Raw genomic sequence first — 25,709 nt, 5'->3', positions numbered from 1 at the left:
TCATTCCCCTGCAATCGGCACAAGAAGCCATGACCCTGATGGGCCAGGGCGACCGCCATCTCAAATACCTGCGCCGGCTCCTGTCGGCCCAGATCGTCGCTCGAGGCCAGGAAATCCGCGTCCAGGGGAGCCCCGAGGAGGTCGAGTTCGGCGAGCGGGTCATCCGGGATCTGCTCGCGCTGGTACGTCAGGGGGCCGAGATCGACCAGAGCACCCTCGAGCAGGCCGTCTCACTGGCCCAGGGCGGGAGCACCCTGACCCAGAGCACCACCCTCCAGGACATGGGCGAGATCCACCTGCCGGGTCGTCTCAAGCCCAAGACCGCCGGTCAGACCCGCTACGTCGAGGCCATCGCCCGCAGCGACATCACCTTCGGCATCGGCCCGGCGGGCACGGGAAAGACTTACCTGGCCGTGGCACTGGCCGTGGCCTTCCTCAAGGCCAAGAGGATCAAGCGCATCATCCTCACCCGCCCCGCTGTCGAAGCCGGCGAGAAGCTGGGTTATTTGCCCGGCGACCTCCAGGCCAAGATCGACCCCTACCTGCGCCCGCTCTACGACGCGCTCTTCGACATGATCGATGCCGAGCGCTTCGAGCACTACCTGCAGTCGGGGGTGATCGAGGTGGCGCCGCTGGCATATATGCGTGGCAGAACGCTCAACGATGCCTTCATCATCCTCGACGAAGCCCAAAACACCACCCCCGAGCAGATGAAGATGTTCCTGACCCGCATGGGCTTCAATTCGCGGGTTGTCATCACCGGCGACGTGACCCAGATCGACCTGCCCAAGGCCCAGAAGAGCGGGCTGATCGAGGCCATGAGGATCCTCAAGGACATCGAGGGCATCGCCATGATCTACTTCCGCGAGTCGGACGTGGTGCGCCACCCCCTCGTCGCCCGAATCGTCAAAGCCTACGAGTTGAGCGAACACAACCTCGAGTTAAATGCCCCACATCGACCTGATCACCAAGATCAATCCGCCTAAGGGCCTGCGCCCGCGTCTGCGCAAGGCCCTGGGCTCTCTGATGCGAGAGCTCGGCTACGGCCATCACGCCCTCACCGTCGTGCTGACCGACGACAACGAGATTCGCTCGCTCAAAAAGCAACACTGGGGCGAGGATGAGCCTACCGACGTGCTGTCTTTCCCTACCTTCGAGCCCGGCGACCCCTTCGTGCCCCCGCACCTGGGGGACATTATCATTAGCCTGGACACTGCCGCGCGGCAGGCTCGCCAGCAGGGACACGGCCTCGAGGACGAAGTGCTGATCCTCGCAGCCCACTCACTGTGGCACCTGCTGGGACACGACCACACCACGGAGGCCGAATGGGCTGGGTTCCACCGCGTCCAGGCGCAGATCCTAAAGCGATGAGGGGGCTCAGGGCCTCCTTCGCCTACGCCTTCGCGGGCTTGCGCCATGCCTGGAAAAGCCAGCGTAACTTCCGGCTGGAGTGCTACGCGGGGGTTATGGCCCTGGGGTTGTCGCTGTGGCTGGGGGTGGGGCTGGTGGAAGTATTGCTGCTGATCCTGGTAGTGCTTTCCCTCGAGCTGCTCAACACCGCGCTCGAGGCCGTGGTGGACCTGTCCTCCCCCACCTATCATCCCCTGGCCAAGGCCGCCAAGGATACCGCAGCCGCAGCGGTACTGGTCTCGAGTGTGCTCTCTGCTACTATCGGTGCGGTGCTCCTCCTACCGGCTTTGCTGCAGCGCCTTGGCCTGTAGCCTCGTACCGACGGAATTGAGCAGGCAAGGGCCTCCTGCAACCGATACCCTCCCTCAAATGTGGCCCCACCTCTGACAGGTGGACTGAGGGGGTGTGCTAGAATCGCATTCGTTAGGTATGGATAACCCTTCCAGTCGTAGGGCTGTTGCCGCGTTTCTCCCTGCACAACCCATTTCGCTCCGCAGGACTCACCCCTCTTTCGTCGCATCGCAGGGGCCTTTTCCCCTGCGCGCACCCCTGATGGTTTTTGTGTCACCCGATCTCCAACGTGGCCTGCTCAGCCCTTAAGCCGAGCGCCCTATGGAAATCCTGATCCTCCTGGTCCTGACCCTCTTCAACGGGGTTTTCGCCATGTCTGAGCTGGCGCTGGTTTCAGCCCGCAAGGCCCGCCTGCAGCAACAAGCCGAGGATGGCAATGCCGGAGCCAAAGCCGCGCTCGAGCTCTTAGAGCACCCCAGCCGCCTGCTCTCGACGGTGCAGGTAGGCATCACCCTCATCGGCACGGTCGCCGGGGCCTACGGCGGCAGCACCGTGGCCAAGAACCTCGAGCCCGTGGTAGGGCGGGTGTCCTTCTTGGCCCCCTACAAGCAGGAGATCGCCTTCATCCTGGTGGTGCTGTTCATCAGCTACCTCTCGCTGGTCCTGGGCGAGCTGGTGCCCAAGCGGCTGGCGATGCGCAACCCCGAGCGCATCGCCAGCGTCGTGGCCTACCCCATGCGATTCGTGGAACTGCTCAGCAAGCCGTTGGTGTGGCTGCTGAGCGCTTCCACCGACGCCGTTTTGCGCATCTTCGGCATCCGCGGCGCTTCCGAAACGACCGTGACCGAGGAGGAAATCAAAGTGCTCATCGACGAAGGCACCAAGGCCGGGGTCTTCGAGGAGGCCGAGCAGGAGATCGTCACCAGCGCCCTCGGACTGGCCGACCGGCAGGCCGTCTCCTTCATGACCCCCCGCCACGATATCGTCTGGATCGACCTCGAAGAACCCATCGAGAGCATACGGAAGCTCATCATGGAAAACCCCCACGCCCGCTTCCCGGTAGCCGAGGGGAGCCTGGACAAGGTGGTGGGAATCATCCGGGCACGCGACCTGCTCGATGGCAACTTCACCAAGGAAAGCATCCGCGAGCGCATGCAAAAACCCCTGGTCGTACCCGATGGCTTCAGTGGCCTCGAGCTGCTCGAGCAGTTCAAGCGTGAGCGCACCCACATGGCGCTGGTGGTCGATGAGTACGGCAACCTGCAGGGCCTGGTCACGCTCCACGACATCCTCGAGGCCATCGTGGGGGACCTGCCCGGCAGCGACGAGGACGAAGAGGAGCCTTGGGTGGTGGCTCGCGAGGACGGCAGCTACCTGCTTGACGGGGCCTTGCCGGTGGAGGAGCTCAAGAAACTCTTCGACCTCGACGAGTTGCCCGAGGAGGATGAGTACCGCACCCTAGGCGGCTTCGTGGTCAACCGTCTCGAGCACATCCCCAAGGCGGGCGAGCACTTCACCTGGCACAACCTGCGCTTCGAGGTCGTGGACATGGACCTCAACCGAGTGGATAAGGTACTCGTCCTGCCCCAACAACCCGAAGAAGCTCCAGTCCTGCCCGAGGCCACCGAATAATGGACACCATCGCCGATCAACTGCGCGCCCTGCTGCAAAAAGCTTATGCACCCTACTCGCGCTACCCCGTCGCGGCCATCGTCAAAAGCGCCAGCGGGCGGCTGTTCTTCGGGGTCAACGTGGAAAACGCGGCCTATCCCATGACCCGCTGCGCCGAGCAGATCGCGGTGGGCGCAATGGTTAGCGCAGGTGAACGTCGGATCGCCGAGGTCTGGGTGATGGGCCGGAATGCCCCTACCCCCTGCGGGGGCTGCCGCCAGGTGTTGAGCGAGTTCGCCGGGCCTGAAGTCAAAGTGCACTGCCTGGCCCAGGACGGGCAAGAGCAGGTCTACCGCATGGCCGACCTGCTCCCCTTTGCCTTCCGCCCCGAAGACCTAACCCAAGCAGGCGAGTAGCCCGCGCTCCGTGAGCAAGGGCTTTCGACACATACCATCAGCCTCGAGCGATCTTTTCGCGTTATACCGGATTCAAAAAGATACTCTTCAAAAACCCAGAGCACTCCCTTCGGTCGACCGCCCCGCCAAGGCGGGGCGGCGTTCCCATTCGGGAACGAACTGACCGAATCTGGTATTATACCGGATTCAAAAAGATAATCACCCAAACTAAAGACCTTCAGAGGCTATCTTTTTGAATCCTAGAGCACTCCCTTCGGTCGGGTCAGTTCGTCCCCATTCGGGAACGAACTGACCGAATCTGGTATTAGACCCCCTTTAGCGCAAAAGCCCCTCGAGCACCTGGCGAATGTCCCGCTCCCAGATCCCGGGGATGCGGGCCTTGAGCTCGACCTGCACCTGCACACTGCCCAGGCCAGGAAAGCCGCTCAGGCGTACCGCTGCGTCGCTGCGCTCGCGGGCGCCGGGGGGTAGGCGCATATCCAAGTCGACCTCGGCCACCCGGCTGCCGCCGATGAGCACCCGTACGGGACCCTCGAGGCTAAAGCCGATGGGGTTGGGGTTGGAGACCTCGAGCCCAATCCTCAAGCTGCCCCCCTCCAACCGCAAGTCCACCAAACGGAGAGTGGGAGGCTGGAAGTTGAGGCTGATCTGCACCGTGCGGTCAACGAAGGTCAGGGGCCCCAGGGGTACCGCCACCGGCCCCGCCGAAACCCGCAGCTCCCCCGAGAGCCGCAAGCGGGTGGGCTGGCCGCTCAGCAAGATGCCCAACGAGCGGGCCCCCTCCACCACCGGAACCCGCAGGCGGGCTAAGGTCTCGCGAGTGCCACCCGCCGGGAGTTCAACCGCACCCAGCCTCATGGCAAAGCTGGCCCCGGCCAGCTCGGCGGTGAGGGTGCTGTCGAGGATGGGCAGGGTGAGGGCGTTGGGGTTGGTGAGCTTGAGGCGCAGGTCGAAGTCGGCGCTGCCGGCGAAGGGGTCCAGGCGCAGCAGGCGGAACTCGAGCAACTCGATGCCGGGCGGCTGCGGGCGCGCCACCTGCGGAACACAGCCCGCCAGCCCGAGCATCACAACGATCAGGAACCAGCTTCTCCTCATCGGCATTCCTCCGGTCAACTCAGTCGCCCGTGATCAGCCACCCCTCGGCCTTGAGGTCCTCCAAAATTCCCTTGAACAAGGGCCATAAGGGGCTTTCGGCAGGGTAGGGGGGGCGGGGATAGCCCGCGGGCAGACCCAGGTGGCGCATGGCCTGCTTCAGCAGCACGAAGCCCCCCTGCCCCAGCACCCGGCCCAGCGGCTCCAGGCGGGTTTGCAGCAGGTTGGCCGTGACCATGTTGCCCGACCTCCAGGCCTCCTCGAGCTTGCGGAAGGCCAGGGGAGCCAGGTTGGAAGCCGCTAAGATCCCGCCGCTGGCCCCCAGGGCTAAAGCGCCCAAGAAGGTGGGGGCGTGGCCGGTGAAGTACTCGAGGTCTAAGCTCTGGGACTGGTAAAAAGCCAGCCGGGCCAGCTCACCGCTGGAGTCTTTGAGGCCGCTGATGTTGGGGTGGCGGCTGAGGTTGGCCACCACGCTCAGGGGCATCTCGGCCTTGGTGTTCTGCGGCACGTGGTAGAGCCAGAGCTGTTTTCCGGCGTCGGCCAGGCCGCTGAAGTAGGCCTCGAGCCCCTCGTTGCCTAGGTTGGCCGCGTAGTAGCGTGGAGGTGTGACCAGTACGGCCCTGGGCTGTACGATCTGGGCCTGCTCGAGGGCCTCGAGGCCCTGCGCCAGGGTCTCCTCCATCAACCCTACCAGCGGGGGCTTGCGGGGGTTCTGAACCGCCAGCCCCTTTTCTCGCTCGGCGCGGGTGAGGTGGACGCCTTCGCCGTTGGAGCCATAGAACAGAATGCCGTCCACGTGGGGCTCGAGCATCTGTGCCAGATCGCGGAAAGCTTCGACATCGAGATTGCCTTTGCGGTCAAAAGGAGTGGGTATGGGGGGATAGATCACATTGCACCTCGGCGCGGACGGGCCAGCAGCCACATCACCAAATGAACGAGAACGGCCACAACGACCCCGTAAAGGGCCGTCGCCTGGCCCGCTTGGTAAAGCCACAGACAGTACAGGCCAAAGCCGGCCAGCAACACGCCCCAGCCCTGGCTATACAGCGGACTACCCAGGAACAAAAGCTGCACCCCGTAACGCCAGTTGGGGTAACCGGCGGCGCCACGGGGGCGGGGCAGGAAAAAGCTCAGCAGGATAAACAGCAACAGCACCAACAGCACAATACCGCTGGCCCAAGCCGCCACGGGATTTGCAACGATGCGGATGTCGCTCCAGGTGCGCAGGAAGTCGCGGCGCAGGTCCTCGAGCCCGGCCTGGGTCACCACCAGCCACATCAAACGTAGGGTCGGCACCCCCTCCCTGGCCACTCCGGCATCGCGATACGCCTGTGACCAGGGATCGGCACCAAAGCCCAGCGCGTCCTGCACGGCGGAGTACTGCGGTGCAGCCCAGTAGGCCCGGCTGAGGGATTCGGGGTCCCCGCGCCCCAGCAACACGACCGGCCAGCTCGAGGCCGCCCGGTAAAGCCGCTGCGATTCGGCGGGGTCGCTCTGGGCCAGGGCATAGGCCAGCAGCCCCCGGCTGGCGGGGACATCGGTCAGGCTGCGAAGCAGGTTCTGCGCGGCCTCCGAGCGCAAAGTCCCCCGGCTGAGCGCATCGTTGGCGAGGAGGGTCTCGGTGCGCCGAACGAAGCCATACACCACCACCGCCCCCCCAAGCAACAGCAACAACGCCAACAGCACGACACGCTCGGAAACGGTGGCATAGGCCAGCGCAGTGTGCCTTAGGCGCAGCAAGGGATTGGTGAACCACCCCACCAGCCACCCCCCCACCGCAGCCAGGTTGCGCCGTTGCGCAGGCAGATAGGCCAGCATCAGGTATACCCCCACCAGCAAGAACAACCCCGCGCTCACCCCAGCCAGCACCAGCATCGAACTCGAGCGCAGCGGCACATCCCACGACCGCAAGGTGCGCAAGGCAACGCGGTAACGCAGGGCGAGGTCGGGGCGACCCTGGTTTTCCAGCCAAAGCGCCTGCTCGAAGAGAGCCTGCCGCCCGCCGGGAAACTGCGGCAGGTACTCCAGCAGGGTGTCCGACCACATCAGGCTAGCTTCGATGCCCTGAGCGCGTGCGGCCCGCATGCGCTCGAGCCAAGGAGACAGCCAAAGCATCACCCCCTGGCCCCAGGGAAGTTCAGGGCGGTGTCCCCGGCGCAGGAGATCACGGCCAAAGGCCTTGAGGTCTTGGGCGCTAAGGCGGCTGGGGGGCTGGGCCAGGTAGTACCAGTAGGGCCGGCCCTCGGTGGGGCTTTGATCGAGGTTGCGGCTGCCGCTGCTCTCGAGGAGCTGGTCAAACTCGCGGATGACCTGCAAGCTCTCCCAGCGCCCTTCGTAGGGCAGCCCCCCCAGGGCATCGAGCCTCAGCCGCCGCCCACCCTCGAGCAGTACGCTCGGCAGGTTCTCTCCAGGGGCGGGAACCTCGAGGGCCTGGACCTCGGCAGGGGGGTAGTAGCGGTTGGAAATCCTGGGGTTGCTCAGGTCGATCTCGAGCACCAGCGGCCCCCGGAAGATGTAGGCTCGGTTGGCCACCACCAGCGGCTCGCTCCAGTCTCCGGGCAGGGGCAGTTTCCAGTTGCCCACCCGCAGGCCCTCAGCGGTGAGCACTGGGGTCTGGGCCATGATCTGAACGCTGCTGCTGGCCTCGAGGGTGCGGTCGGGCAGGACCAGTCGGAACTGGTAGGTTCCGGGCACCTTGGGGGTGTAGGACAGCTTGAACGCGCCGCGAGAGGTCTCCACGGGAAAGGACTCGTTGCCCGCCGGAGAGGTGACTTGCAGGGTGTAAAGACCCTCGGGCAAGCTCTCTCCCGAGATCTCCAGGGCAGAGCCGGTTCGACCCGATGGCGGGGCGCTGAGGGTCTGAGCCCAGCCGAGGGAGGCCACACAAAGCAGCCCCACAGCGAGCCATCGCTCATACCCCCGCCCTCGAGAGGCTCGCAAAGGGCATAGCCCAGGGCGCAGGCGTCGGAATCGCATCTGCATGGGCCTATTGTATCGGTATCCACCACTTTCCACACCCCAAGGCCCACTGTCCGCGCTATAATCCCCTATCAGTACCAGCCCCGGACGGCGTGAGGCTGGTGGTGCTTTTTTGCTGTGGCCGCGCATTTTGAAGGCGCGACCTGGAACCCAAAGGCATCTTTTGGAGGAGGCATGACCAAGAAACCCGTATACATGACCGCTGAAGGGGTAAAGCGGTTGCAGGAAGAACTGACCCACCGCAAGACCACCAAACTCGCCCAGATCGCCAACGACATGGGAGCCGCCATCGCCGAGGGCGACCTGCGCGAAAACGCCGGATACGACGAGGCCCGGCGAGCCATGTGGGACAACAATAGCCGCATCGCCGAAATCGAGGACATTCTGAGCCGGGTGGTGGTGGTGGAAGCCGGCAACGGCACCCCCGAGGAAGTTAGGGTGGGCGTCACGGTAGAGCTCGAGACCGAAACCGGCCAGCGCATGAGCCTGACCATCGTCGGCAGCGCGGAGGCCGACGTGTTCAGCGGCAAGATCTCCGACGAGTCGCCCATGGGCAAGGCCCTGCTGGGCAAGAAGCCGGGCGACCACGTGGAGATCCCCGGACGCCGGGGCGCTCAGATCTACCGGGTGCTCGAGCTGAAGTACGCCTGATACCAGATTCGCTCAGTTCACCACCGAAGTTATACCGGATTCAAAAAGATAATCACCCAAAGCAAAGACCTTCAGAGGCTATCTTTTTGAATCCTAAAGCACACCCCTCCCTGACGGTCGGCCGCCCCGCCAAAGCGGAGCGGCCGACCGAATCTGGTATTATCCGCGTAGCGGAGGGCGGTAGCGCCCACAAGCGCCTGTGTTGTAGGCGCCAATCGACGCCTCACCGTGTGCGGCGTAAATGCAGAAAACGCAACAGGACCCCAAAAGATAGCCACTGGGGTTGTTTGAAGGCTTTGCGCCCAGCGCTAAAGCATACGGCTCAGCCAATCGTGAATGTGGTGTGCTTGGCCTTGAACTCCGGCTCGACGTGAACCGTCAGCTGGGCCCCGGGCAGAAGCTGGCGAAGGGTTTCCTCGAGCTGGTCACAAATTTCGTGGGCCTCGGCCACCGACATCTCGCCCGGCACCACCAGGTGCAGCTCGGCAAAGGTGCTGGGTCCAGCCCGGCGGGTCTTGAGGTCGTGGATCTCGATGACCTTGTCCTGCAGCACCAAGCCCTGTACCGCCTGGTGCAGGGCCTGGCGGATCTGCTGGAGCTCCTCCGGCTTGAGGCTCTCGTCCATCAACCCCCCCACCGAGTCCCGCACCAGCTTCCAGCCCACCCACAGGATGTTACCGGCGACCACGATGGCCAAGAGGGGATCGAGCAGCCAAAAGCCCGTCAGCCAGGCCAACCCCATTCCCATCAGAACACCCAGCGAGGTGATCACGTCGCTGAGCACGTGGTGCGCGTCGGCGACCAGGGCTGGAGAGCGGGCCACCTTGCCGCTGCGCATGAGGAAAGACGCCAGGGCCAGGTTCAGCCCCGAAGCCAGCAGGGAGATGAGCAGGCCCACCCCTACCGTGTGGGGCGCGCTGGGGGCCAGCAAGCGGGGCCAGGCCTCCCGCACGATGGTGAAGGCGGCCAGTACGATCAGAACCCCCTCGAGCACCGCCGAGAAGTACTCGGCCTTGCTGTGGCCGTAGGGGTGGTTGGCATCGGCAGGACGCCGGGAAAGGCCCACTGCCCACAGTGCCGCCAGCGCCGCCACGATGTTGACGATGGACTCTAGCGCATCCGACAGCAGGGCCACCGAGCCCGTAAGCCGGTAGGCCGTCCACTTCAGGGCGAAGATCGCGCAGCCTACCAGCAGGCTCAGGTAGGCAGCCTGCAGCGGTTGCATCACTCGACCTCGGCGGGAATGGTCTCGGCCCCAACGGGGCCGGCCTTGCGCGGTTTGAGCAAGGGGAACAGCAGCACGTCGCGGATGCTGGGCTGGTCGGTGAGCACCATGGTGAAGCGGTCGATGCCGAAACCCATGCCGCCCGCCGGAGGCATGCCGTATTCCAAAGCCAGCAGGAAGTCCTCGTCGGGTTCGGGGATCTCCTCATCGCCCGCCGCCCGCTGCTCGAGCTGCCGCATGAAGCGCTCGCGCTGCTCGAGGGCGTCGTTGAGTTCGGAGTAGATAGGGGCGATCTCGAAGCCGGCCACGAACAAGTCGGTACGCTCGGTCAGGCCGGGGCGAGTGCGGTGCTTCTTGACCAGCGGGCTGATGGCCAGCGGCACGTCCATCACAAAGGTGGGGTTGATCAGGGTGGGTTCAACGTAGATCCCGAAGAGCTTATCGAGCAGGCCGTAGTCGGGGACTTTGCGCAGTTCGGGGTGGCGGGCGTCGGTCCACTCACGCAGGCGGGCAAGGTCGGTGGGGTCGAAGTCGAGGCCGGCCTTCTCCTTCAAGGAGCCCACGAAGTCGACGCGGGCGAAGGGGCGTGAGAAGTCGATGTCGTGCTGGCCGTAGCGCAGCTTGGGGCTGCCCTTGACCGCCACCACCACCGAGTGCACCAACTCCTCGACGAGCGCGCTCATATCGTTGTAGTCGGCGTAGGCCCAGTAGGCCTCGAGCATGGTGAACTCGGGGTTGTGCTTGGGGCTGATGCCCTCGTTGCGGTAGTTGCGCCCGATCTCGAAGACCTTCTCGAAGCCGCCTACTAAGAGCCGCTTGAGGTGTAGCTCGAGGGCGATGCGCAGGTTGAACTCGTGGCCCAGGGCGTTGTGGTAGGTCTTGAAGGGCCTGGCCTCGGTGCCGCCGGCCACCTCGTGCAGGGTGGGGCCTTCGACCTCGAGGAAGCCTCGCTCCTCGAAGAAGCGCCGGATCAGCCGGATGATCTGGGTGCGGGTTTTGAAGACTTCGCGTACCTCGGGGTTCTGAATGAGGTCGAGGTAGCGCTGACGGTAACGCACCTCCACGTCCTTGATGCCGTGCCACTTGTCGGGCAGGGGGTGCAGCGCTTTGACCAGCGGTGTCCAGTGCCGCACCTTGACGGTGATCTCCCCGGTCTTGGTGGTGAATACGTGACCCTCCACCCCCACGATGTCGCCCACGTCGAGCTTCTTGAGGAGTTCGAAGCGCTCGGTGTCGCTCTTGGAGAAGTAGAGCTGGATGCGCCCCGAGCCATCTTGAAGGTGGGCGAAGATGACCTTACCCATCTCGCGCAGGGTCATCAGCCGACCCGCGACCCTCACGTGCTCATCAGGCCACTCCTGCTGGGGCTGCGCTCCCCCGTGGGTCGCGCGGATCTGCGCAGCGTCGTGGGTCTTGTCGAAGCGGTAGGGGAAAGGCTCGAACCCTGCCTCGACCAGGGCCTCGAGGTTCTTCAATCTCTGCTGGGTCTGTTCACTCCACTCGGGCATAGTCCCTCACAAAAAGCAAAGACCAAACGCTCCCGATTCTACTCGGTTTCCGCGTTTGGCATTTGAGTGCTCTGTTTTGCTGCTGCGCTGCGATCAAGCCTCCACGGAAACGATCTTGAACTCGCGTTTACCTTTGGGGGTGTCCAGCAACAGCTTCTCGCCCCTCTTGCGCCCCAGCAGGGCCTTGCCCATGGGCGATTCGTCGGAGATCTTCATGGGCACCTCGAGCACGCTGGCCTCGGCTGGCGAGACCACCCGAACCTGTAGTTTGCCGCCGTGGTCGTCCTCGAGGTTGACCACCGCCCCCAGCGTCACCAGGTCGCCCTTGCTCGCAGATCCCTCGAGGATGGCCGCCCGCGAGAGGGTGTCTTCCAAGGTACTGATGCGGGCCTCGATGCGGGCTTTCTCCCGCTTAGCGTCCTCCAGGCCCGAGTCGTCGTAGTCGTCGGAGGACTCCATCAGCTCCTGGAGGATGCGGGTGGCCTCGCTCAGACGCTCGCGCTCCTGCTCGAGTTCCCGCAGCAGGCGCTCGTATCCATCACGGGTAAGCTGTACTTCACGCGGCATGTGTTCTCCTCGTTCACTCAAATGGGCGCTCACCGCCCGTGGTCCTTAGTGGTACTTAAGTGAAGCCCCGGCCAAAGCCTGGGGCTGGAATCTGTGAGGGATTTGTCAATCCCTAACTGCGCTTAGATTATACTCCGGCGCAGCAATTCCCTCAATCGGCGGGGCTCAGCCAGCCCATTGCACTGGCCGGTGTCCCGGCAGAGCGTCAGGTAGCGCCAGCGCCGGCCCGAGGGCCCCACGCTGAAGCGGAAGAACTGCACCGAAGCCCGCGACATCTGACGCAGGCAGGCCTCACAGAGCACCGGAGCCGTGGAAGGGGTAGCCTCGAGCGGCTCGAGTACCATTTCCAGAGGCTCCTCGGCGATGTGGACCCTGCCGTCTTCGTCGCGGTAGTAAAGCACCTCACCGGGCGGGAGCAAATCCGGGTCTGTTCCGGGGAACAACTCCAGGATGAGCTCCCGCTCATCGAAGCTCGGCTCGCTCATAGTTCAGCCCAGCATACCCCATTCCATCCAGCTTTGCTCAGCCCGGCCTCGGCCATACCCAGCCGCCAGCCGCGCCGCCTGTCGGCCCAGAAGGGCCCCCACCACGTTTCCGGTTCCGCTGTAAGCCCCAATCGCCCACACATCCGGGCGCACCTCCTCGAGGATGGGCCAGCCGGTGCCGGTATAGGCCACCGAAGCCGCCCAGCGGTGGGTGATCTCGGCCCGCACACCCAGGCGATCGCGCAGGAAGCGCTCGAGCCGGCCCTGCACCTCCGCACCGGGTTCGGCGTCGTAGGTCCACTCCGCCTCCCCGCCCTGGTCGCGGAACCCCCCCAGCGCGATGCGGCCATCGGGGAGTTGCTGCCAGTACTCGTAGCCCCAGCGGTAGTAGACCGGACGGGGGAAGCTGACCTCAGGAGCGGGGGCCGTCGCCAACATCTGCAAGCGGGCGGTGCGCACCCGTCCGGCCAGTTCGGGGAGCAGGCGCTCGAGCCCCCCGTCCACCGCCACGATCACCTTCTTGCAACGGATGCTTCCCCCAGGCGTTCGCACCATGCCGCTGCCGATCTCGAGGGCTGGGGTGCGCTCGAACAGCGCCACCCCTTCCCGCAGCAGCCCCTGCGCCAACAGGCGGCAACGCAGGAGCGGGTTGAAGGCCCCGTCCGAGGGGATGAGGATTCCCCGGCCCTCGGGGCCGTCGTAGGGCTCAGCGGGGAAAGCGTCGGCCTGGAGCGCCCGGAGGTGCTCGAGGCAGTCGCGGTATTCCTCCTCGCCTTCGGCGATGCGCAGGCTCCCCACCCGCCGAATGGCCTCGGGGGTCTCCCGGCCCATGCGCTCTAGCTGCTCGAGGGTAGCCTGGTAGACGGCCCTGGCCCGCTCGCGCCCCAGCTGCGCCACGCTCTCGTGGTAGAAACGGGCGAGCCCGGCCAGCAGGAAGCCGCCATTTCGCCCCGCCGCACCCCCGGCCACCGTCGCGGCGTCTATACCCACCGCCCGCTCTCCCAGCTCGAGCAGCTCCCGCAGGGCCGACAGCCCCGACCCCCCGAGCCCCACCACGCAGACGTCGGTCTCGAGGTCGCCCTCCAAAGCAGGCAGGCCGGGCCAGGACAGGTCCTCCCAGACCGGCGTGTTCGCAGGGTAAGTCTTCATGCCAAACGGAGGCTACCAAAAAAGCGACCGGGGCTCGAGCCCCGGCCTTGGTGGTGGAGGTGGAGGGATTTGAACCCCCGACCTTCGCCTTGCAAAGGCGCTGCTCTCCCGCTGAGCTACACCCCCGAAAGGGCCGAACGCCTGACACTAAACGCCCGACCGGTTTGGAAGTATAGCAGCCCTTCCCCACTTCCGCAAACCGCCTTCTTCACCTATAATCGGCCAGGTGTGCCGAAGGCGGCACGGGGCAGGGAGAGGTCCCCGCGCCAAAGGCCCAGGCCACAAATCCAAACGCCGCTCCAACCTCTCCCGTACGGAGGCTTATGCCCTTCAACATCAGCATCAAAGAACTGCTCGAAGCCGGGGTTCACTTCGGTCATGAGACCAAGCGCTGGAACCCCAAGATGAAGCGCTACATCTACGCCGAGCGCAACGGCATCTTCATCATCGACCTGCAGAAGACGATGGTGGAGATCGAGCGCACCTTCAGCTACATCCAGGACCTCTCCATGCGCGGGGGCACCATCCTCTTCGTGGGCACTAAGAAGCAGGCCCAGGAGATCGTGGCCCTCGAGGCCGAGCGCTGTGGCATGCCCTACGTGAACGTGCGCTGGCTGGGCGGAATGCTCACCAACTACAAGACCATCGCCAGCCGGGTGGGCCGCCTGGCCGAACTCGAGGAACTCTTCGCCTCCGAGGAGATCAACGAGCGCGTCAAGACCGAGCAGGTACGTCTTAAGCACGAGCTCGACCGGCTTCAGAAGTACCTGGGCGGCTTCCGTCACCTCAAGCGCTTGCCCGACGCCCTCTTCGTCATCGACCCCTCCAAGGAGGCCATCGCGGTCAAGGAAGCCCGCAAGCTGGGCATCCCCATCGTGGCGCTGGCCGACACCGACTCCGACCCCGACCTCGTCGACTACATCATCCCCGGCAACGACGACGCCATCCGGGCCATTCAGCTCATCCTCTCCCGCGTCACCGACCTGATCGTGGAGACCCGCGGTGGAGGACGCCCCGCCGCCGCAGCTACGGCGCCCGCCGGAGCCGAGGAGGTCGCGGGCGAAGAAGCCCAGGCTTAGAAGCCCGGGGGTCCAGAGCTAAGGTGAGATCTGAAGGATAGCTATGAGCCAACTCGAGCAGATCAAAAAACTACGCGAGCAGACCGGCGCGGGCATGAGCGACGTCAAGAAGGCCCTGGAAGACGCTGGCTGGGACATGGAAAAAGCCACCACCCTACTGCGCGAGCGCGGGGCGCTGAAGGCGGCTAAGAAGGCCGATCGCGAGGCCCGCGACGGGATCATCGGCTACTACATCCACCACAACCAGCGGGTGGGGGTTATCGTCGAGCTCAACTCCGAGACCGACTTCGTAGCCCGCAACGAGGAGTTCCAGGCCCTGGCCAAGGACATCGCCATGCACATCGCCATGGCCAACCCTCGCTACGTGAGCGTCGAGCAGGTTCCGGCGGAAGACCTCGAGAAAGAAAAGCAGATCTACATCGCCCAGCTCCTGGGCGAGGGCAAGCCCCAGCACATCGCCGAGAAAGCCGCCGAGGGTCGCCTCAAGAAGTTCTACGAGGAGATGGTGCTCTTAGAGCAGCCCTTCGTCAAGGACGAAAAGATCAAGGTGGGTGACCTCATCAAGGCGGCCATCGCCAAGATCGGGGAGAACATCGTAGTCCGGCGCTTCAGCCGCTTCGAGGTAGGAGCGTAAACCATGTCCAGGGTCGAGGGTCGAGCGCGGGAAGCTCGATCCTCGACTTTCTTTCAAAGCCTCGACTTTTTGGGTTATGAGATACAAGCGCGTACTGCTCAAGCTTTCGGGGGAGTTTCTCTCGGGTAACGGCTTCGGCATCCAGCCCGACGCCACCAAGACCCTGGCCCAGGAAGTCGCCAAGGCCCACGCCCTGGGCACCCAGCTCGCCATCGTGGTGGGTGGGGGCAATCTGTGGCGCGGAGCACGGCAGGGAGTAGGGATGGACCGGGCTACTGCCGACTACATCGGTATGCTGGGCACCATCATGAACGCCCTGGCCTTGCAGGACGCCCTCGAGTTTTTGGGGGTGCCCACCCGCGTGCAGACTGCCCTGACCATCCAGCAAGTCGCCGAGCCCTACATCCGCCGCCGGGCGCTACGGCACTTAGAGAAGGGCCGGGTGGTGATTTTCGGCGGGGGCACGGGCAACCCCTTCGTCACCACCGATACCGCCGCTGCGCTGAGGGGGCTGGAGATGAACGTGGAGGCGGTGCTGATGGCCAAGAACAAGGTGGACGGGGTCTACGACGACGACCCGCGCAAGAACCCCCAGGCCAAAAAGTACGACACCCTCACCTTCCACGATGCCTTGGTCAGGGGCTTGCAGGTCATGGACGGCACCGCCATGACCTTGTGCCAGGAACAGGGCCTCCCCATCATCGTCTTCGACATGTTCAAGGAGGGGAGCCTCGAGGGTGTTATCCGAGGCGAGCCCATCGGCACGCTGGTTCACAGGTGAGTAAAGGGCTCCACAGCCCACGAATCCGGGCTGCCCTCGCGGCACGGATACGCTAATGTAGAGGATACCGGCAAACCCCTTCTCAGGAGGCGCTATGCTAAAAGACATTTACGCTGAAGCCAGAAATCACATGCAGAAGGCTCTCGAGGCCCTCGAGCACCACCTCAGCGGAATGCGCTCTGGCAGAGCCAATCCCGCCCTGCTCAACAACATCAAAGTCGAATACTACGGCTCACTCATGCCCCTCAACCAAGTCGGGACCGTCTCCGCGCCCGACGCGCGCACCCTGGTCATCCAAGCCTGGGACCCCCAAGCCCTCAAGGAGATCGAGAAGGCCATCCGTGACTCCGACTTGGGGCTCAACCCCAACAACAAAGGCGATTCCATCTTCATCGTCATCCCTCCCCTGACCGAGGAACGCCGCAAGGACCTGGTCAAATCGGTCAAGCACTACGGCGAGGAGGCCAAGGTAGCCATGCGCAACGCTCGCCGGGAAGCACTGGACAAGATCAAGAAGCTGGAAAAGGAGAAGCTCATCTCCGAAGACGACCTCAAGCGCGCCGAGGCCGAGGTGCAGAAGATCACCGACGAGTTCGTGCACAAGGCCGATTCGGCGGTGCAGAAAAAGGAGCACGAGATCCTCGGCAGTTGAGCAAACCTCAGGCATCACCCAACTGCCAATCGCGCTCAGGCAGTGAGGTCGCCACACCCTCAATCCCCCGCCCCGGTTTTTTCCCATGGAAAAGCCCACCCAGCCAGAGCAAGCTCGAGTCAAAACCGCAGAAGATTCGCTGGCTACGCGCTTCTTCTCCTCCATCGTCGGCTTCGCCCTGCTGCTGTTCATCATGTGGGTGGGGCTGTCGCTGATTCTTCCGGTGCTGATCGGAATCCTGTGGCTGGCCACTGCCGAATTGCGCGACATGCTGCGCCTGCGTGGCATCGCGCTCAACATGCATTTCCTGCGCTGGGGCGGGGTGGTGATGCTGCTGTTCTCGCTACCCCAACTGCACGACATCTACCCCGGCATCCCCTGGCGCGAGGTGGCGCTGGGGCTGGTGCTCATCGGCGCTTTCAGCTACGAGCTGCTCTACGGCGCCAATATCCCCCGCTTTGCCTTCAGCCTGATGGCCTTCCTCTACGTGCCGTTCATGCTGGGCTATCTGGTGCTGCTGCGTTACACCCCCGACGCCGTGCAGGGCTTCTGGACGCTGCTGCTGCCGATCTTCGCTAGCTTCAGCACCGACGTGGGGGCCTACCTCGTGGGCAAGCGCTTTGGCAGGCACAAGCTGGCCCCCAGCATCAGCCCTGGCAAGACCGTCGAAGGCTCCATCGGCGGCATAGTGGCCGGCTTCCTGGGGGTGCTGCTCATCGCCGCCCTGGCCAACGCCGCCATGCCCTTCCGCTGGGTCGAACTGCTGGCCGTCAGCCTCCTCCTCTCCCTCTCCGCCCAGCTCGGAGACCTCACGGAGTCCATGCTCAAGCGCTATTGTGGCGTCAAGGACTCCGGCTCCTTCCTCCCCGGCCACGGTGGCCTTCTCGATCGCATGGACAGCCTGCTCTTCAGCGTGCCCCTGACGTACTTCCTGCTCCGAATCTTCGTAGGATAGGCTTTGACGCTCTCGTCACGATTCCCACATTTACGCCGCACACGGCTCAGCGTAAACGCCTACAGCAAGAGGCAGCCGTAGGCGGATTGGTAATTTTCTAAATTTCGTGCGATTTCCAGTGCGCCTCGAGCCGCCGCAAAATCTCCGGCGGGATGCGGGTGGCCCGCCCCTCCCGGCTCTGGCACAGGTGGCGGCTGTAACCCTCGGCCAACAGGGTTTCGCCGCGCCAGACGCGGTAATCATAGCGCAGGGCCCTCGAGGAAAGCTCGCTCAGGCACACCTCGACCTCTACCGTGTCGCCGAAGCGGGCGGGAACGCGGTACTTGAGGCTGACCTCGACCACGGCAAAGGCCAGGCCCTGGGCCTCAACCTCGGTGTAGGGGAGCCCCAGGCGCTCGAGCCACTCCACCCGGGCGAGCTCGAGCCAGGGGATGTAGCGGGAGTGGTGTACCACGCCCATGGCGTCGGTTTCGGCGTAGCGCACCTTGACGGGAACGCGGATCGTCACGGGTCCTATCTTACCCAGAGGCTTCGAGTGCAGCTTCATGCGGTAGGCCAGTTCACCTTGAATGAAGCGGTGAGCGTGGTTGAGGATCTCCAAGGTTTCGCCGATGCGCTCGAGGGTGCTGACATAGACCACTGCCGAGGCGTTGTCGGGTGAGAGGTCCACGGTAAGCGCGGGTCCCGCTGCGGCTCGAGGAAACTCAGTATGCCGCACCCACCGGCAACGCTTCAAGCCTCGTCGAGCTGCTGCACCAGCTGCACCATCTCCGCCGAGACGCCTTCGATCAGCTCGGTGGGGCCCTCCACCATAACCCGCACCAACGGCTCGGTGCCCGAAGGGCGCACGTTAATGCGCCCCTGGCCTGCCAGTCTGGCCTCGGCCTGGGCAATGGCCGCGTGCAGCTCGGGCTTTTGCATCAGGGCGTGCTTGTCGCGCACCCGCACGTTCTTGAGGAGTTGGGGGAACATGGGCAAAGCGTCGCGCCACTCACAGAGGTCCTTGCCCGACTCGAGCATGGCCGAGAGGGTAAGCACAGCAGTAAGCATGCCGTCGCCGGTAGGGGCGTGCTCGAGGAAGAGGATGTGCCCGCTCTGTTCGCCCCCCAGGGTGAGGCTGCTGGCCTTGAGCTTCTCGTAGACGTAGCGGTCACCCACCGCGGTGCGGTAGAAAGCGATGCCTGCCTCGCGCAGCTTGACCTCCAGGCCCATGTTGCTCATCAGCGTGCCCACCACGCCCGGCTCGCGTCGCACGAGGGCGTTGAGGTAGAGGATGTGGTCACCGTGGAACTCGCGCCCCTGCCGGTCGACGAGGATGGCGCGGTCGCCGTCACCATCGAAGGCCACGCCGAGGTCGTAGCCCATCTCGACCACCTGGGCCTTGAGGAACTCAGGGTGGGTCGAGCCGCAGCCCTTGTTGATGTTGCGCCCGTCCGGGGTGTTGAACATCACGAAGACCTCGGCCCCCAAGCGCTGGAAGAGGCGGTGCGCCAGGCGGTAGGTGGCCCCGTTGGCGGTGTCGAGCACGATCTTGAGGCCCTCGAGGCTGCGACCCTTGGAGGCCAGGAAGTCGAGGTACATGCGCTCGGCCTCGCTGAAGTCGGCCACGGTGCCGATGCCGACGGTCTTGAGGTCTTGCTCCAACAGCTTCTCGATCTCGAGCTCCACCTCGTCGGGCAGCTTGTCGCCCTGGGCGCTGAAGAACTTGATCCCGTTGTCCTGGTAGGGGTTGTGGCTGGCCGAGATCATCACCCCGGCCGTCGCCCCGAGCTGCTTGGTCAGGTAGGCCACGCCCGGCGTGGGCAGCACCCCCAGGTGCTCGACCCGCACGCCCTGCGACATGAGCCCGGCGGCCAGGGCGGCCTCGAGCAGGTCGCACGACTGCCGGGTGTCCTTGCCCAGGAGCACCACCGGCCGGCGGTCGTGGGCCTTGAAGTACGCACCGGCCGCCTGGCCGAGCTTGAGCACGAATTCCGGCGTCAGGGGCGGCTCACCGGCCACGCCGCGCACGCCATCGGTACCGAAGTATTTGCGACTCACGGCGAATAGTCTAACGGGGAATGTCGATAGCGGATAGCCGGGTGCGGGTCCTACGTCGTACGCAAGACACAAGGCGTCATCCTCTACAAGAGTTCATCAGTGCACCGGGGCGAGAAGCACGGCGAGCTTGTAGCGTCGCCCGGCAACCCCACGCTTGCCGTTATTGCTCAGGTTGCGAAGCATCTCCTCGAGCATAGCGACTTGCTCACTGGTGAGCACCAAATCCAGTATCTTGACAGGGGATCGGGGTAGTTTCGGGAAGTCTTCACCGACGAGGATAAATTCCTCATCTAATTCTTGTTGCCAGTGAGCCACTGCTTGGCGAAGCAATTGCAGTATTTCGGCAGACGCCAATCCCAGGGCTTCTTCCAAGCTCGAGTAAGGTGTTAGGGAAAAGGGTATTCTGAAGTTACGAGCCTTCCGCTCGAGAAAAACCCTACGACCTTGCCGGTAACACACCACCAGCAACCCCAACTGTCGCAGTAGCCTGATGTGGTGCCCAACTCGGTTAGGCACCTCCCCGATCTCCCGGGCAACCTGTGCAGAGGTTTTCGGTACGTCAAACGCCAACAGCACCCGCAAACGTGCTGGGTTGAGGATTGCTCGAGCCTGCATGGGATCTTGGACTACATACTCATCGAGCATAGCTACTTGATACCAGAGAAGCCCATACGGATCACCAGGCGCTCGAGAAAAGCATATCCTAGCGTTCCTAGCGACAAGGAAACTCCGCACACAACAGCAACAGTACCTATATCCGTCGTGCCACGCATCAAGCCTTGTACTACCGAAAACGGTAGGTAAGAACCTACAGAACTCATCAGCGAACTGGGCAAAAACGCCCCGGCCAGCACGATGATCGCCATCAAGTTGACCAATGCCCCGGTTTTCTTGAGTAAAAGCGAAAATCCGCCCAAAAGCAATCCTGGTCCTAGGCCGGCGAGAAAGGCTACAGGGGCATAAATCCACAAATCAATAAGGGTACTCGTGGGCAGGTGCAGGGGAAAAAGCATCACGAGGTAAACGATGGTAAAGCTGAACACAGTCCTCACAGCCAAGCCGATTGCTTGAAAAATCAGCGTGGCGATGGGGGGGATGGGATACAAGTACACCTCCTCCGGCTCCGCTGAGCTGTCTTCTAATGCGCGCTGAGGGGCTTGCAGCGCCGCAAGGATTATGAACGTGATGAATAGGGCGCCTTCGATTCCCCCAACGCCGATCGCGCGCCCCCCTAGCAATAGCAAAGTTAGGAATAATGCCGTAGATACCACGTTGCTTAGGAACACGACCGGATAGCGAATCTCCACCAAAACGCCAAACCGGACGATGCTCCACAAGGCCAGCATCATGTCGTCTCTCCCCTCACCAGCCGCTCTATACCCGAGACTTGCTCAAGGCCCACTAAGCCTGCACCCGTAGAGCGCAGGTAGGATATAGCCTCCTCCAATCCCTCCAAACTGAGCGGTCCTTCAAGAAACTCCCCATCCCACGAGAAGCCTGGAGGTATCGGGATTACCATCTTGGCTGGATTGAGAACCCTTAGGCGCACTCGAGCGCTGTAGCCTAGGATGCACAGCACGTCCGATGGCGCTCCAGAAGCCACCACTCTTCCCCGTTCCAGAACGCTTACCCAACTTGAGATCTTTTCCATGAGTGAAATTTCCTGTGAGGTTATCAGCACTGCCCCCCCGAGCTTGTTCGTTTGCTCGATGAGCTCCAGTAGCAGATCCCACCCCCGAATATCCAGACCCAGGGTAGGCTCATCGAGAAGAAGAACTCGGGGTTTATGCAGAACAGCTCCCGCTAGGATAAGCCGCTGTCGCATTCCCCTCGAGTACCGGTTTACCGGTTCGTTAGCAGGAAGATCGAAGTGGTCTAGCAGGGCCTTAACACGGTCATGGAGTTCGGCTTTGGGCAGCCCGTACATCGAGCCTTTGAGCGTTAGGTTCTCTAATCCGCTCAGGCGGGGTTCTAGCGCGCGCCTACCATCCAGCAAGACCCCGACCTCCCGCATGATCTGGGTACGCCGTGTGACGGGATCTTTGCCCAGTACGCTGACTTTCCCGGTCAGAGTAGGCAACAAGCCTAGGATTAGCCTGAGCAGAGTGGTCTTCCCAGCACCGTTGCGACCTATCAGCGCATGGGTTTCGCCCGGCATCAATCGAAGACTTACGCTCTCCAGGGTCAGCCTGGACTGACCCTGGAAAGAACGGTAGATGGCACTGGCTTGGTCAATTAGTACTAGAGGAGCGGTCATGAGGCTCGGAGATCAGCCGGTTCAGGGGCAAACCAACACAAAACTCCAGCCTGCCCACCAGCATCCAAAGGGCTTCGGATCGTTTCCAATGGCCTCGAGCCTGCCTTCTCCCCGTTTAGGGTCGGTGACTTCGAGCCTCCCAACCCCGTTCCATATAACTTCTCCCTTGAGCGTCCTGAGCTGAACCCGGAAGTCATCACCGGTTTGGGCCGGAATCGTTGAGCCAGTTTCGCGCTTGACCCAACGCTCATAAATCTCGCCCTCGGGGTTGATAAGGTATCCCGCCAAAGCCTCTCCCCCAACCGGAAGGAAATACAGTGAAGGCCGCCCCTCCGTCTTGGTTGAGATTTGCACTGGGATATGGATCATCCTTCCAAAAGGAGTGCACACAGAGGTAGCGAAGTGGGGATTGACCAGTCTAGGAGCAAGACCAAGGTTGGTGAGGGCCGGTTCGAGCTGTAGCGGGTTGGTGATGCCTAGTTGATACACGGTTTCGATGAGTGATTGCACATAACCGTCCACGGTATTCGGTGAGTTGGGCAAAAGCGACTCGGGCCTTTGAAGTTTCATCTTTACTCCCTTATCTGCGACACCTTTTGGGCATCTCTCAGATTAATCCGGCTACCGGGTGGCAGAATCAATGCCCTTTCCTGTCATATCCAAAACTGTGCTCCGGACGGCCCACGACTGCCCGGATTCGCGGCATCCTGTAGGCATGCGCTGGTTGCTGGCAAGTTTGGCGGTCCTGGGGTTGGCGGGGGCGCAGCAGGCCCCGCGGGGCGGTTTCGTGGACGTGCCGCCTTGCCACTGGGCGGCGGAGGCGGTGCGGGCGCTGGCGGCGAAGGAGTTGGTCCAGGGGAGCCCGGCGGGCTCGAGGGAACTCGTAGAGAACGCCCTGCGGCAGGTGTTCGAGGGGCTCAGGTGCGGCGATCCGGGGTGGAGCCTCGAGTTCCTCGAGGGCGCCCCTCCCGGCTTCGCGACCGGTGCCGTGGGGAAGATCGACGGGTTCGAGCTCCGGGGGCTGCAAACCCGCGTCAGCGGGGGCGAGGCCACGGTCAGCTTCCAGGTGGTCATCTCGGAAGGGGGCAGCGTTTACACCCGCCGGGGCACGGCCCGGCTCGTGTCGGGTCCGGGCGGCTGGCGCGTGGTTTATAGCAGCTTAGTGGCGCTCGGCCTGCCCTACTTCAGGTAGGGTCACACCGGCCCGCACTTTTTGGGATAGATTATGAACAGGTGAACCCCTTGGGCGAGTTGCTGAACTGGTGGAACTTCGTCTTCGCCCTGCCCCTGGCGGTGGGGCTGCTGCTGAGCCTGGGGGTGGTGCCGATGGGCGCCCACGGCGATCACGCCCACGACGGCGACGCCGACCACGGCCACGGCTCGCCTTTGGGCGACCTGGCAGGCTTCTTCGGCTTCGGACGCGGGGTCTCCCTCTCCCTGCTGCTGCCGATGCTGATGGCGACCTGGTGGGCATGTGGGGCCGCGCGGCGTTCCGCGTCACGGCCACGGGCGGAGCGGCCAACGTGCGCGACCGCTTCGGCAACATCCACCGGGTGGTCTGCCAGACCCTACCGGGGGAGCCCGAGCTCGAGGCGGGCCGCGAAATCCTGGTGCTCGACTACGACAAGGAGCGCGGGGTCTACCTCGTGCAGGCCCAACTGACCCGCCGGCCGGCGGTCGTGGGCCTTGAAGTACGCACCGGCCGCCTGGCCGAGCTTGAGCACGAATTCCGGCGTCAGGGGCGGCTCACCGGCCACGCCGCGCACGCCATCGGTGCCGAAGTATTTGCGACTCACGCCAGGAAGGCGATCATCGATAGCCAGTCGTAAGCCCGTGAGGACACAGCCTGGCCGGCTTTTATCCAACCGGGCTGGAAGGTGCTCTGCGAAAGCCTGGTGGAGCTTTTCCCCAAACCTTAGCCCTGGCGTACCAAGTGCTCGGTACCCAGGCGCCGCTCCTGGGCCTCGAGCCAGGCCCATATTTCCTCGGCCTTGGCCGATTCCGGAGGAAGCTTCAGGCGTCTGAGCTTGGGGAACTGGCGCAGAAGCTGTTTTCTGGCCGATTCCAGCAGCAGCGCATCGGGGTCGGACTGCCCCGTGAGGTATTCCAGCAGGTCGTAGACCTCTTCCGGCTCGTGACAGAGCATCCATCCGCTGAGCACGCTGAGGATGGCCCGCAGGCTGAAGCGCCTCGCCAGGACTTGCCGTCGTGGCTTGCGGCCTTGACCCAGCGAGTAGGGCATCACGTAGGCCACCCACCAGCCCACGAAGACCACCCCGTAAGCGCCCATGAGCACAGGAGCAACCCCGCTCAGGCTCATCAGCATCAGGCCGCCACACACCACACCCAGGCTCAGCCCGGCAAACATCACCCGCTTGGGGCTCAGCCCTCCCGCCCTCACGCCAACCTCCTCCGCACTCCAACACCGCTTAACTCTCGCATCCTCAACCCTCAGCACTCTAAAAAACTCCGGCTCGAGGCCGGGGTTCTAAGCAATATAGCATCGGCGGGGGCCAATGAAAAAGGCAGATGACCTCGAGGCCTCTAATACCTCATAGCCCCAACCGCTCGACCTGCCGCTCGAGCTCCTCCAAGTAGCCAAAAAACAGCGGGCCATAGTGGGCCAGTTCGTCCCCGCCGTTGACTACCAGCGGGTAATTCCAGCCTCGCGAAGCCATCAGGATGGCTGCCCGCTCCCGGGGACGGGAACGGTGGGGCTTGGGCTCGTAGATCACAAGGTCGGGGTGAAGGGTGGGGACGGCCTCCAGGTCGGGGGTGAAGTAGCTGTGGGGGTGATCGGCGAAGACATTGACCAGGCCCAGGTGGCGCAGCGCCTCTCCCACGTAGCTTCCCCGGCCCACGCTGATCGGTCCACCCAGGTCGAACTCGAAGTAGACCCGCAAAGGGGGCAGGATTCCGGCCAGTCGGCCATATCGCTCGGCCAGTTCGGCGCACAGTCGCGAGGCTCGCTCCCCCACTCCCAGCAATTCGCCCAGCAGTACGATGTTCTCGAGGATACCATAGGGGCTTTGCGGCAGGGGAACGGGAAAGACTGGGATCCCGCCTTGGCGCAGCTCCTCCAGCAGCCCCCGCTGCACCCCGGTGCTCACGAGCACCAGGTCGGGCTCGAGGCTCCTCAGCAGCTCCCAGCGCACACGGGTGTAGCTGGAAAGCACGGGCAAACCGAGTACCGCTGCCGGGCGGTAGCAGAAGGCGCTGCGCCCCACCACCCTCTCCCCCAAGCCCAACGCGAAGAGGGTATCGGTGGCATTGGGAGCCAGCGAGACGATGCGGCGGGCCGAATCGGGCAGTTCGATGGGCCCCAGCCAGTCATGCACGAGCTTCATCCCTCACCTCCTCGAGCCAGCTCCGCACCCGTGCCCGCAGGCTCTCTAGGTCGGAGTCGTTCCAGATTATCCAGGTCGCCCGCCGGAGCTTTTCCTCCTGGGGCACTTGGCTGGCGTCCCTGGCGGCGAACTCCTCGACGCTGAGGCCGCTACGGGCCCGTACCCTTCGCAGGCGCGCTTCGGTGGGGGCGACCACCACCAATACCCCGTCGAAATCGCCCTCTCTACCGGTTTCGAACAGCAGGGGTATGTCCTGCACGATCAGGGATTCCCCCCTTTCCCGAGCCTGCTGCGCGGCCTCGGCCATGCGCTGGCGCACGTAAGGGTGCAGGATGGCCTCGAGGTCGCGCCGGGCTTGGGGGTCGGCGAACACCAACTGCCCCAGCCTGCGCCGGTTCAGTTCCCCTGCCACACAGGCCTCGGGGAAGCGTCGGCAGATGGCCTCACGCAACACCTCCGACCCCTCGCGGGCAAAGGCATCGGCATCGAGCACCGTCACCCCCAGTTCGCGCAAAATCCGCGCGACCGTGCTCTTACCGCTACCAATGCTGCCCGTGAGGCCGATGATGCGCATCGATGA

The 25,709-nt window shown here is 63.8% G+C and carries 30 protein-coding genes, 1 tRNA gene and 2 pseudogenes; 12 read left to right on the top strand and 21 right to left on the bottom strand.

Going from position 1 to position 25,709, the window contains the following annotated elements:
- Window positions 1–29 precede the first annotated feature (29 nt).
- From B047_RS0105065 to cdd, 5 genes are all read left to right on the top strand, one after another.
- On the top strand, window positions 30–986 hold the full coding sequence (locus B047_RS0105065; protein ID WP_084784936.1) for a PhoH family protein: 957 nt from the start codon (window positions 30–32) through the stop codon (window positions 984–986).
- Window positions 946–1,371, top strand: coding sequence for an rRNA maturation RNase YbeY (ybeY, locus tag B047_RS0105060; protein ID WP_018465874.1), 426 nt, complete (start codon window positions 946–948; stop codon window positions 1,369–1,371). Before B047_RS0105065 ends, ybeY begins: the two co-directional genes overlap by 41 nt.
- Window positions 1,326–1,721 (top strand): diacylglycerol kinase, encoded by a 396-nt coding sequence (locus B047_RS0105055; RefSeq protein ID WP_026234599.1) that lies wholly within the window; start codon window positions 1,326–1,328, stop codon window positions 1,719–1,721. Before ybeY ends, B047_RS0105055 begins: the two co-directional genes overlap by 46 nt.
- A gap of 301 nt (window positions 1,722–2,022) precedes the next feature.
- Entirely contained in the window at window positions 2,023–3,333 is a 1,311-nt protein-coding gene (locus tag B047_RS0105050) for a hemolysin family protein (RefSeq protein WP_018465872.1), read from the top strand.
- Complete coding sequence (gene cdd, locus B047_RS0105045; RefSeq protein ID WP_018465871.1) at window positions 3,333–3,728, top strand: cytidine deaminase; 396 nt, start codon at window positions 3,333–3,335, stop codon at window positions 3,726–3,728. Before B047_RS0105050 ends, cdd begins: the two co-directional genes overlap by 1 nt.
- A 315-nt stretch (window positions 3,729–4,043) precedes the next feature.
- Here the strand turns inward: cdd and B047_RS0105040 are convergent, their stop codons facing one another.
- From B047_RS0105040 to B047_RS0105030, 3 genes are read right to left on the bottom strand one after another with little or no spacing between them, the layout of a single operon-like run.
- Window positions 4,044–4,823 (bottom strand): LEA/WHy family protein, encoded by a 780-nt coding sequence (locus tag B047_RS0105040; protein WP_026234598.1) that lies wholly within the window; start codon window positions 4,821–4,823, stop codon window positions 4,044–4,046.
- A gap of 19 nt (window positions 4,824–4,842) precedes the next feature.
- Window positions 4,843–5,709 carry a dihydrodipicolinate synthase family protein gene (locus B047_RS0105035; RefSeq protein ID WP_018465869.1) on the bottom strand — a complete coding sequence of 289 codons (867 nt, stop codon included), beginning with the start codon at window positions 5,707–5,709 and terminating at the stop codon, window positions 4,843–4,845.
- On the bottom strand, window positions 5,706–7,703 hold the full coding sequence (locus tag B047_RS0105030) for a hypothetical protein (RefSeq protein ID WP_018465868.1): 1,998 nt from the start codon (window positions 7,701–7,703) through the stop codon (window positions 5,706–5,708). Before B047_RS0105030 ends, B047_RS0105035 begins: the two co-directional genes overlap by 4 nt.
- A gap of 270 nt (window positions 7,704–7,973) precedes the next feature.
- On the opposite strand from B047_RS0105030, the gene B047_RS0105025 reads away from it, so the two are divergent.
- Entirely contained in the window at window positions 7,974–8,450 is a 477-nt protein-coding gene (locus tag B047_RS0105025) for a GreA/GreB family elongation factor (RefSeq protein ID WP_026234596.1), read from the top strand.
- Between the two features lie 322 nt (window positions 8,451–8,772).
- Here B047_RS0105025 and B047_RS0105020 read toward each other — a convergent pair whose 3' ends face one another.
- The 6 genes from B047_RS0105020 to B047_RS0104995 all read right to left on the bottom strand — a co-directional run bounded on the left by B047_RS0105020 (window position 8,773) and on the right by B047_RS0104995 (window position 13,510).
- Window positions 8,773–9,675 carry a cation diffusion facilitator family transporter gene (locus B047_RS0105020; RefSeq protein ID WP_018465866.1) on the bottom strand — a complete coding sequence of 301 codons (903 nt, stop codon included), beginning with the start codon at window positions 9,673–9,675 and terminating at the stop codon, window positions 8,773–8,775.
- A complete protein-coding gene (gene lysS, locus B047_RS0105015; RefSeq protein ID WP_018465865.1) occupies window positions 9,675–11,183 on the bottom strand; it encodes a lysine--tRNA ligase in 1,509 nt (502 codons plus the stop codon). The genes B047_RS0105020 and lysS overlap by 1 nt, the downstream gene beginning before the upstream one ends.
- 93 nt (window positions 11,184–11,276) lie before the next feature.
- Entirely contained in the window at window positions 11,277–11,750 is a 474-nt protein-coding gene (locus B047_RS0105010; RefSeq protein WP_018465864.1) for a GreA/GreB family elongation factor, read from the bottom strand.
- A gap of 122 nt (window positions 11,751–11,872) precedes the next feature.
- Window positions 11,873–12,235 (bottom strand): hypothetical protein, encoded by a 363-nt coding sequence (locus B047_RS0105005; RefSeq protein ID WP_018465863.1) that lies wholly within the window; start codon window positions 12,233–12,235, stop codon window positions 11,873–11,875.
- Window positions 12,236–12,238: 3 nt separating this feature from the next.
- On the bottom strand, window positions 12,239–13,384 hold the full coding sequence (locus tag B047_RS0105000; RefSeq protein ID WP_018465862.1) for an NAD(P)/FAD-dependent oxidoreductase: 1,146 nt from the start codon (window positions 13,382–13,384) through the stop codon (window positions 12,239–12,241).
- A 51-nt stretch (window positions 13,385–13,435) separates the two neighbouring features.
- Window positions 13,436–13,510 (bottom strand) — tRNA-Ala (locus B047_RS0104995).
- 197 nt (window positions 13,511–13,707) lie between these two features.
- On the opposite strand from B047_RS0104995, the gene rpsB reads away from it, so the two are divergent.
- The 5 genes from rpsB (at window position 13,708) to B047_RS0104970 (ending at window position 17,485) form a co-directional block, all read left to right on the top strand.
- On the top strand, window positions 13,708–14,463 hold the full coding sequence (rpsB, locus tag B047_RS0104990; protein WP_018465861.1) for a 30S ribosomal protein S2: 756 nt from the start codon (window positions 13,708–13,710) through the stop codon (window positions 14,461–14,463).
- Window positions 14,464–14,506: 43 nt separating this feature from the next.
- On the top strand, window positions 14,507–15,097 hold the full coding sequence (gene tsf, locus B047_RS0104985; protein WP_018465860.1) for a translation elongation factor Ts: 591 nt from the start codon (window positions 14,507–14,509) through the stop codon (window positions 15,095–15,097).
- Between the two features lie 76 nt (window positions 15,098–15,173).
- Window positions 15,174–15,878 (top strand): UMP kinase, encoded by a 705-nt coding sequence (gene pyrH, locus B047_RS0104980; protein ID WP_018465859.1) that lies wholly within the window; start codon window positions 15,174–15,176, stop codon window positions 15,876–15,878.
- Between the two features lie 94 nt (window positions 15,879–15,972).
- Entirely contained in the window at window positions 15,973–16,530 is a 558-nt protein-coding gene (gene frr / locus B047_RS0104975; RefSeq protein WP_026234595.1) for a ribosome recycling factor, read from the top strand.
- Between the two features lie 85 nt (window positions 16,531–16,615).
- Window positions 16,616–17,485 carry a phosphatidate cytidylyltransferase gene (locus tag B047_RS0104970; protein WP_018465857.1) on the top strand — a complete coding sequence of 290 codons (870 nt, stop codon included), beginning with the start codon at window positions 16,616–16,618 and terminating at the stop codon, window positions 17,483–17,485.
- A 97-nt stretch (window positions 17,486–17,582) separates the two neighbouring features.
- Here B047_RS0104970 and B047_RS0104965 read toward each other — a convergent pair whose 3' ends face one another.
- The 7 genes and pseudogenes from B047_RS0104965 to B047_RS17820 form a co-directional block, all read right to left on the bottom strand.
- Complete coding sequence (locus B047_RS0104965; protein WP_052606034.1) at window positions 17,583–18,032, bottom strand: acyl-CoA thioesterase; 450 nt, start codon at window positions 18,030–18,032, stop codon at window positions 17,583–17,585.
- Between the two features lie 185 nt (window positions 18,033–18,217).
- Window positions 18,218–19,525: a phosphoglucosamine mutase gene (glmM, locus tag B047_RS0104960; RefSeq protein ID WP_018465855.1), complete on the bottom strand. Its 1,308-nt coding sequence runs from the start codon at window positions 19,523–19,525 to the stop codon at window positions 18,218–18,220.
- A 96-nt stretch (window positions 19,526–19,621) separates the two neighbouring features.
- Window positions 19,622–19,897 carry a hypothetical protein gene (locus B047_RS18330; protein WP_245533708.1) on the bottom strand — a complete coding sequence of 92 codons (276 nt, stop codon included), beginning with the start codon at window positions 19,895–19,897 and terminating at the stop codon, window positions 19,622–19,624.
- Window positions 19,898–19,993: 96 nt separating this feature from the next.
- A pseudogene (locus B047_RS18325) lies at window positions 19,994–20,140 on the bottom strand (helix-turn-helix domain-containing protein); the annotation flags it as partial.
- Between the two features lie 32 nt (window positions 20,141–20,172).
- Window positions 20,173–20,874, bottom strand: a complete 702-nt coding sequence (locus B047_RS0104950; protein ID WP_040779215.1) for a hypothetical protein — start codon at window positions 20,872–20,874, stop codon at window positions 20,173–20,175.
- On the bottom strand, window positions 20,871–21,782 hold the full coding sequence (locus B047_RS0104945; RefSeq protein ID WP_018465852.1) for an ABC transporter ATP-binding protein: 912 nt from the start codon (window positions 21,780–21,782) through the stop codon (window positions 20,871–20,873). The genes B047_RS0104950 and B047_RS0104945 overlap by 4 nt, the downstream gene beginning before the upstream one ends.
- Window positions 21,783–21,803: 21 nt before the next feature.
- Entirely contained in the window at window positions 21,804–22,352 is a 549-nt protein-coding gene (locus tag B047_RS17820; RefSeq protein ID WP_013156912.1) for a hypothetical protein, read from the bottom strand.
- A gap of 145 nt (window positions 22,353–22,497) precedes the next feature.
- Between B047_RS17820 and B047_RS0104940 the strand changes: the two genes are divergently transcribed.
- On the top strand, window positions 22,498–22,974 hold the full coding sequence (locus B047_RS0104940; protein WP_018465851.1) for an S-layer homology domain-containing protein: 477 nt from the start codon (window positions 22,498–22,500) through the stop codon (window positions 22,972–22,974).
- Window positions 22,975–22,976: 2 nt separating this feature from the next.
- On the opposite strand, the gene B047_RS0104935 is transcribed toward B047_RS0104940, so the two are convergent.
- From B047_RS0104935 to coaE, 5 genes and pseudogenes are all read right to left on the bottom strand, one after another.
- Entirely contained in the window at window positions 22,977–23,159 is a 183-nt protein-coding gene (locus tag B047_RS0104935; RefSeq protein ID WP_018465850.1) for a hypothetical protein, read from the bottom strand.
- A 290-nt stretch (window positions 23,160–23,449) separates the two neighbouring features.
- Window positions 23,450–23,578 (bottom strand): annotated as a pseudogene (locus B047_RS18660) (hypothetical protein); the annotation flags it as partial.
- 119 nt (window positions 23,579–23,697) lie between these two features.
- Window positions 23,698–24,183 (bottom strand): DUF7736 domain-containing protein, encoded by a 486-nt coding sequence (locus B047_RS0104925; protein ID WP_018465848.1) that lies wholly within the window; start codon window positions 24,181–24,183, stop codon window positions 23,698–23,700.
- A gap of 151 nt (window positions 24,184–24,334) precedes the next feature.
- Complete coding sequence (locus tag B047_RS0104920) at window positions 24,335–25,129, bottom strand: ABC transporter substrate-binding protein (RefSeq protein WP_018465847.1); 795 nt, start codon at window positions 25,127–25,129, stop codon at window positions 24,335–24,337.
- Window positions 25,113–25,703, bottom strand: a complete 591-nt coding sequence (gene coaE, locus B047_RS0104915; protein WP_018465846.1) for a dephospho-CoA kinase — start codon at window positions 25,701–25,703, stop codon at window positions 25,113–25,115. Before coaE ends, B047_RS0104920 begins: the two co-directional genes overlap by 17 nt.
- Window positions 25,704–25,709 lie beyond the last annotated feature (6 nt).

Source organism: Calidithermus timidus DSM 17022 (assembly GCF_000373205.1).
Classification (GTDB): domain Bacteria; phylum Deinococcota; class Deinococci; order Deinococcales; family Thermaceae; genus Calidithermus; species Calidithermus timidus.
This window is presented reverse-complemented; position numbering and strand designations above follow the sequence as displayed.

What these genes read in the sequence shown, in the direction of transcription:
- B047_RS0105065 (WP_084784936.1), top strand. Translation starts at nt 30, where the DNA reads ATGACCCTGATGGGCCAGGGCGACCGCCATCTCAAATACCTGCGCCGG.
- ybeY (WP_018465874.1), top strand. Translation starts at nt 946, where the DNA reads ATGCCCCACATCGACCTGATCACCAAGATCAATCCGCCTAAGGGCCTG.
- B047_RS0105055 (WP_026234599.1), top strand. Translation starts at nt 1,326, where the DNA reads ATGGGCTGGGTTCCACCGCGTCCAGGCGCAGATCCTAAAGCGATGAGG.
- B047_RS0105050 (WP_018465872.1), top strand. Translation starts at nt 2,023, where the DNA reads ATGGAAATCCTGATCCTCCTGGTCCTGACCCTCTTCAACGGGGTTTTC.
- cdd (WP_018465871.1), top strand. Translation starts at nt 3,333, where the DNA reads ATGGACACCATCGCCGATCAACTGCGCGCCCTGCTGCAAAAAGCTTAT.
- B047_RS0105040 (WP_026234598.1), bottom strand. Translation starts at nt 4,823, where the DNA reads ATGAGGAGAAGCTGGTTCCTGATCGTTGTGATGCTCGGGCTGGCGGGC.
- B047_RS0105025 (WP_026234596.1), top strand. Translation starts at nt 7,974, where the DNA reads ATGACCAAGAAACCCGTATACATGACCGCTGAAGGGGTAAAGCGGTTG.
- B047_RS0105020 (WP_018465866.1), bottom strand. Translation starts at nt 9,675, where the DNA reads ATGCAACCGCTGCAGGCTGCCTACCTGAGCCTGCTGGTAGGCTGCGCG.
- lysS (WP_018465865.1), bottom strand. Translation starts at nt 11,183, where the DNA reads ATGCCCGAGTGGAGTGAACAGACCCAGCAGAGATTGAAGAACCTCGAG.
- B047_RS0105010 (WP_018465864.1), bottom strand. Translation starts at nt 11,750, where the DNA reads ATGCCGCGTGAAGTACAGCTTACCCGTGATGGATACGAGCGCCTGCTG.
- B047_RS0105005 (WP_018465863.1), bottom strand. Translation starts at nt 12,235, where the DNA reads ATGAGCGAGCCGAGCTTCGATGAGCGGGAGCTCATCCTGGAGTTGTTC.
- B047_RS0105000 (WP_018465862.1), bottom strand. Translation starts at nt 13,384, where the DNA reads ATGAAGACTTACCCTGCGAACACGCCGGTCTGGGAGGACCTGTCCTGG.
- rpsB (WP_018465861.1), top strand. Translation starts at nt 13,708, where the DNA reads ATGCCCTTCAACATCAGCATCAAAGAACTGCTCGAAGCCGGGGTTCAC.
- tsf (WP_018465860.1), top strand. Translation starts at nt 14,507, where the DNA reads ATGAGCCAACTCGAGCAGATCAAAAAACTACGCGAGCAGACCGGCGCG.
- pyrH (WP_018465859.1), top strand. Translation starts at nt 15,174, where the DNA reads ATGAGATACAAGCGCGTACTGCTCAAGCTTTCGGGGGAGTTTCTCTCG.
- frr (WP_026234595.1), top strand. Translation starts at nt 15,973, where the DNA reads ATGCTAAAAGACATTTACGCTGAAGCCAGAAATCACATGCAGAAGGCT.
- B047_RS0104970 (WP_018465857.1), top strand. Translation starts at nt 16,616, where the DNA reads ATGGAAAAGCCCACCCAGCCAGAGCAAGCTCGAGTCAAAACCGCAGAA.
- B047_RS0104965 (WP_052606034.1), bottom strand. Translation starts at nt 18,032, where the DNA reads ATGAAGCTGCACTCGAAGCCTCTGGGTAAGATAGGACCCGTGACGATC.
- B047_RS0104950 (WP_040779215.1), bottom strand. Translation starts at nt 20,874, where the DNA reads ATGATGCTGGCCTTGTGGAGCATCGTCCGGTTTGGCGTTTTGGTGGAG.
- B047_RS0104945 (WP_018465852.1), bottom strand. Translation starts at nt 21,782, where the DNA reads ATGACCGCTCCTCTAGTACTAATTGACCAAGCCAGTGCCATCTACCGT.
- B047_RS17820 (WP_013156912.1), bottom strand. Translation starts at nt 22,352, where the DNA reads ATGAAACTTCAAAGGCCCGAGTCGCTTTTGCCCAACTCACCGAATACC.
- B047_RS0104940 (WP_018465851.1), top strand. Translation starts at nt 22,498, where the DNA reads ATGCGCTGGTTGCTGGCAAGTTTGGCGGTCCTGGGGTTGGCGGGGGCG.
- B047_RS0104920 (WP_018465847.1), bottom strand. Translation starts at nt 25,129, where the DNA reads ATGAAGCTCGTGCATGACTGGCTGGGGCCCATCGAACTGCCCGATTCG.
- coaE (WP_018465846.1), bottom strand. Translation starts at nt 25,703, where the DNA reads ATGCGCATCATCGGCCTCACGGGCAGCATTGGTAGCGGTAAGAGCACG.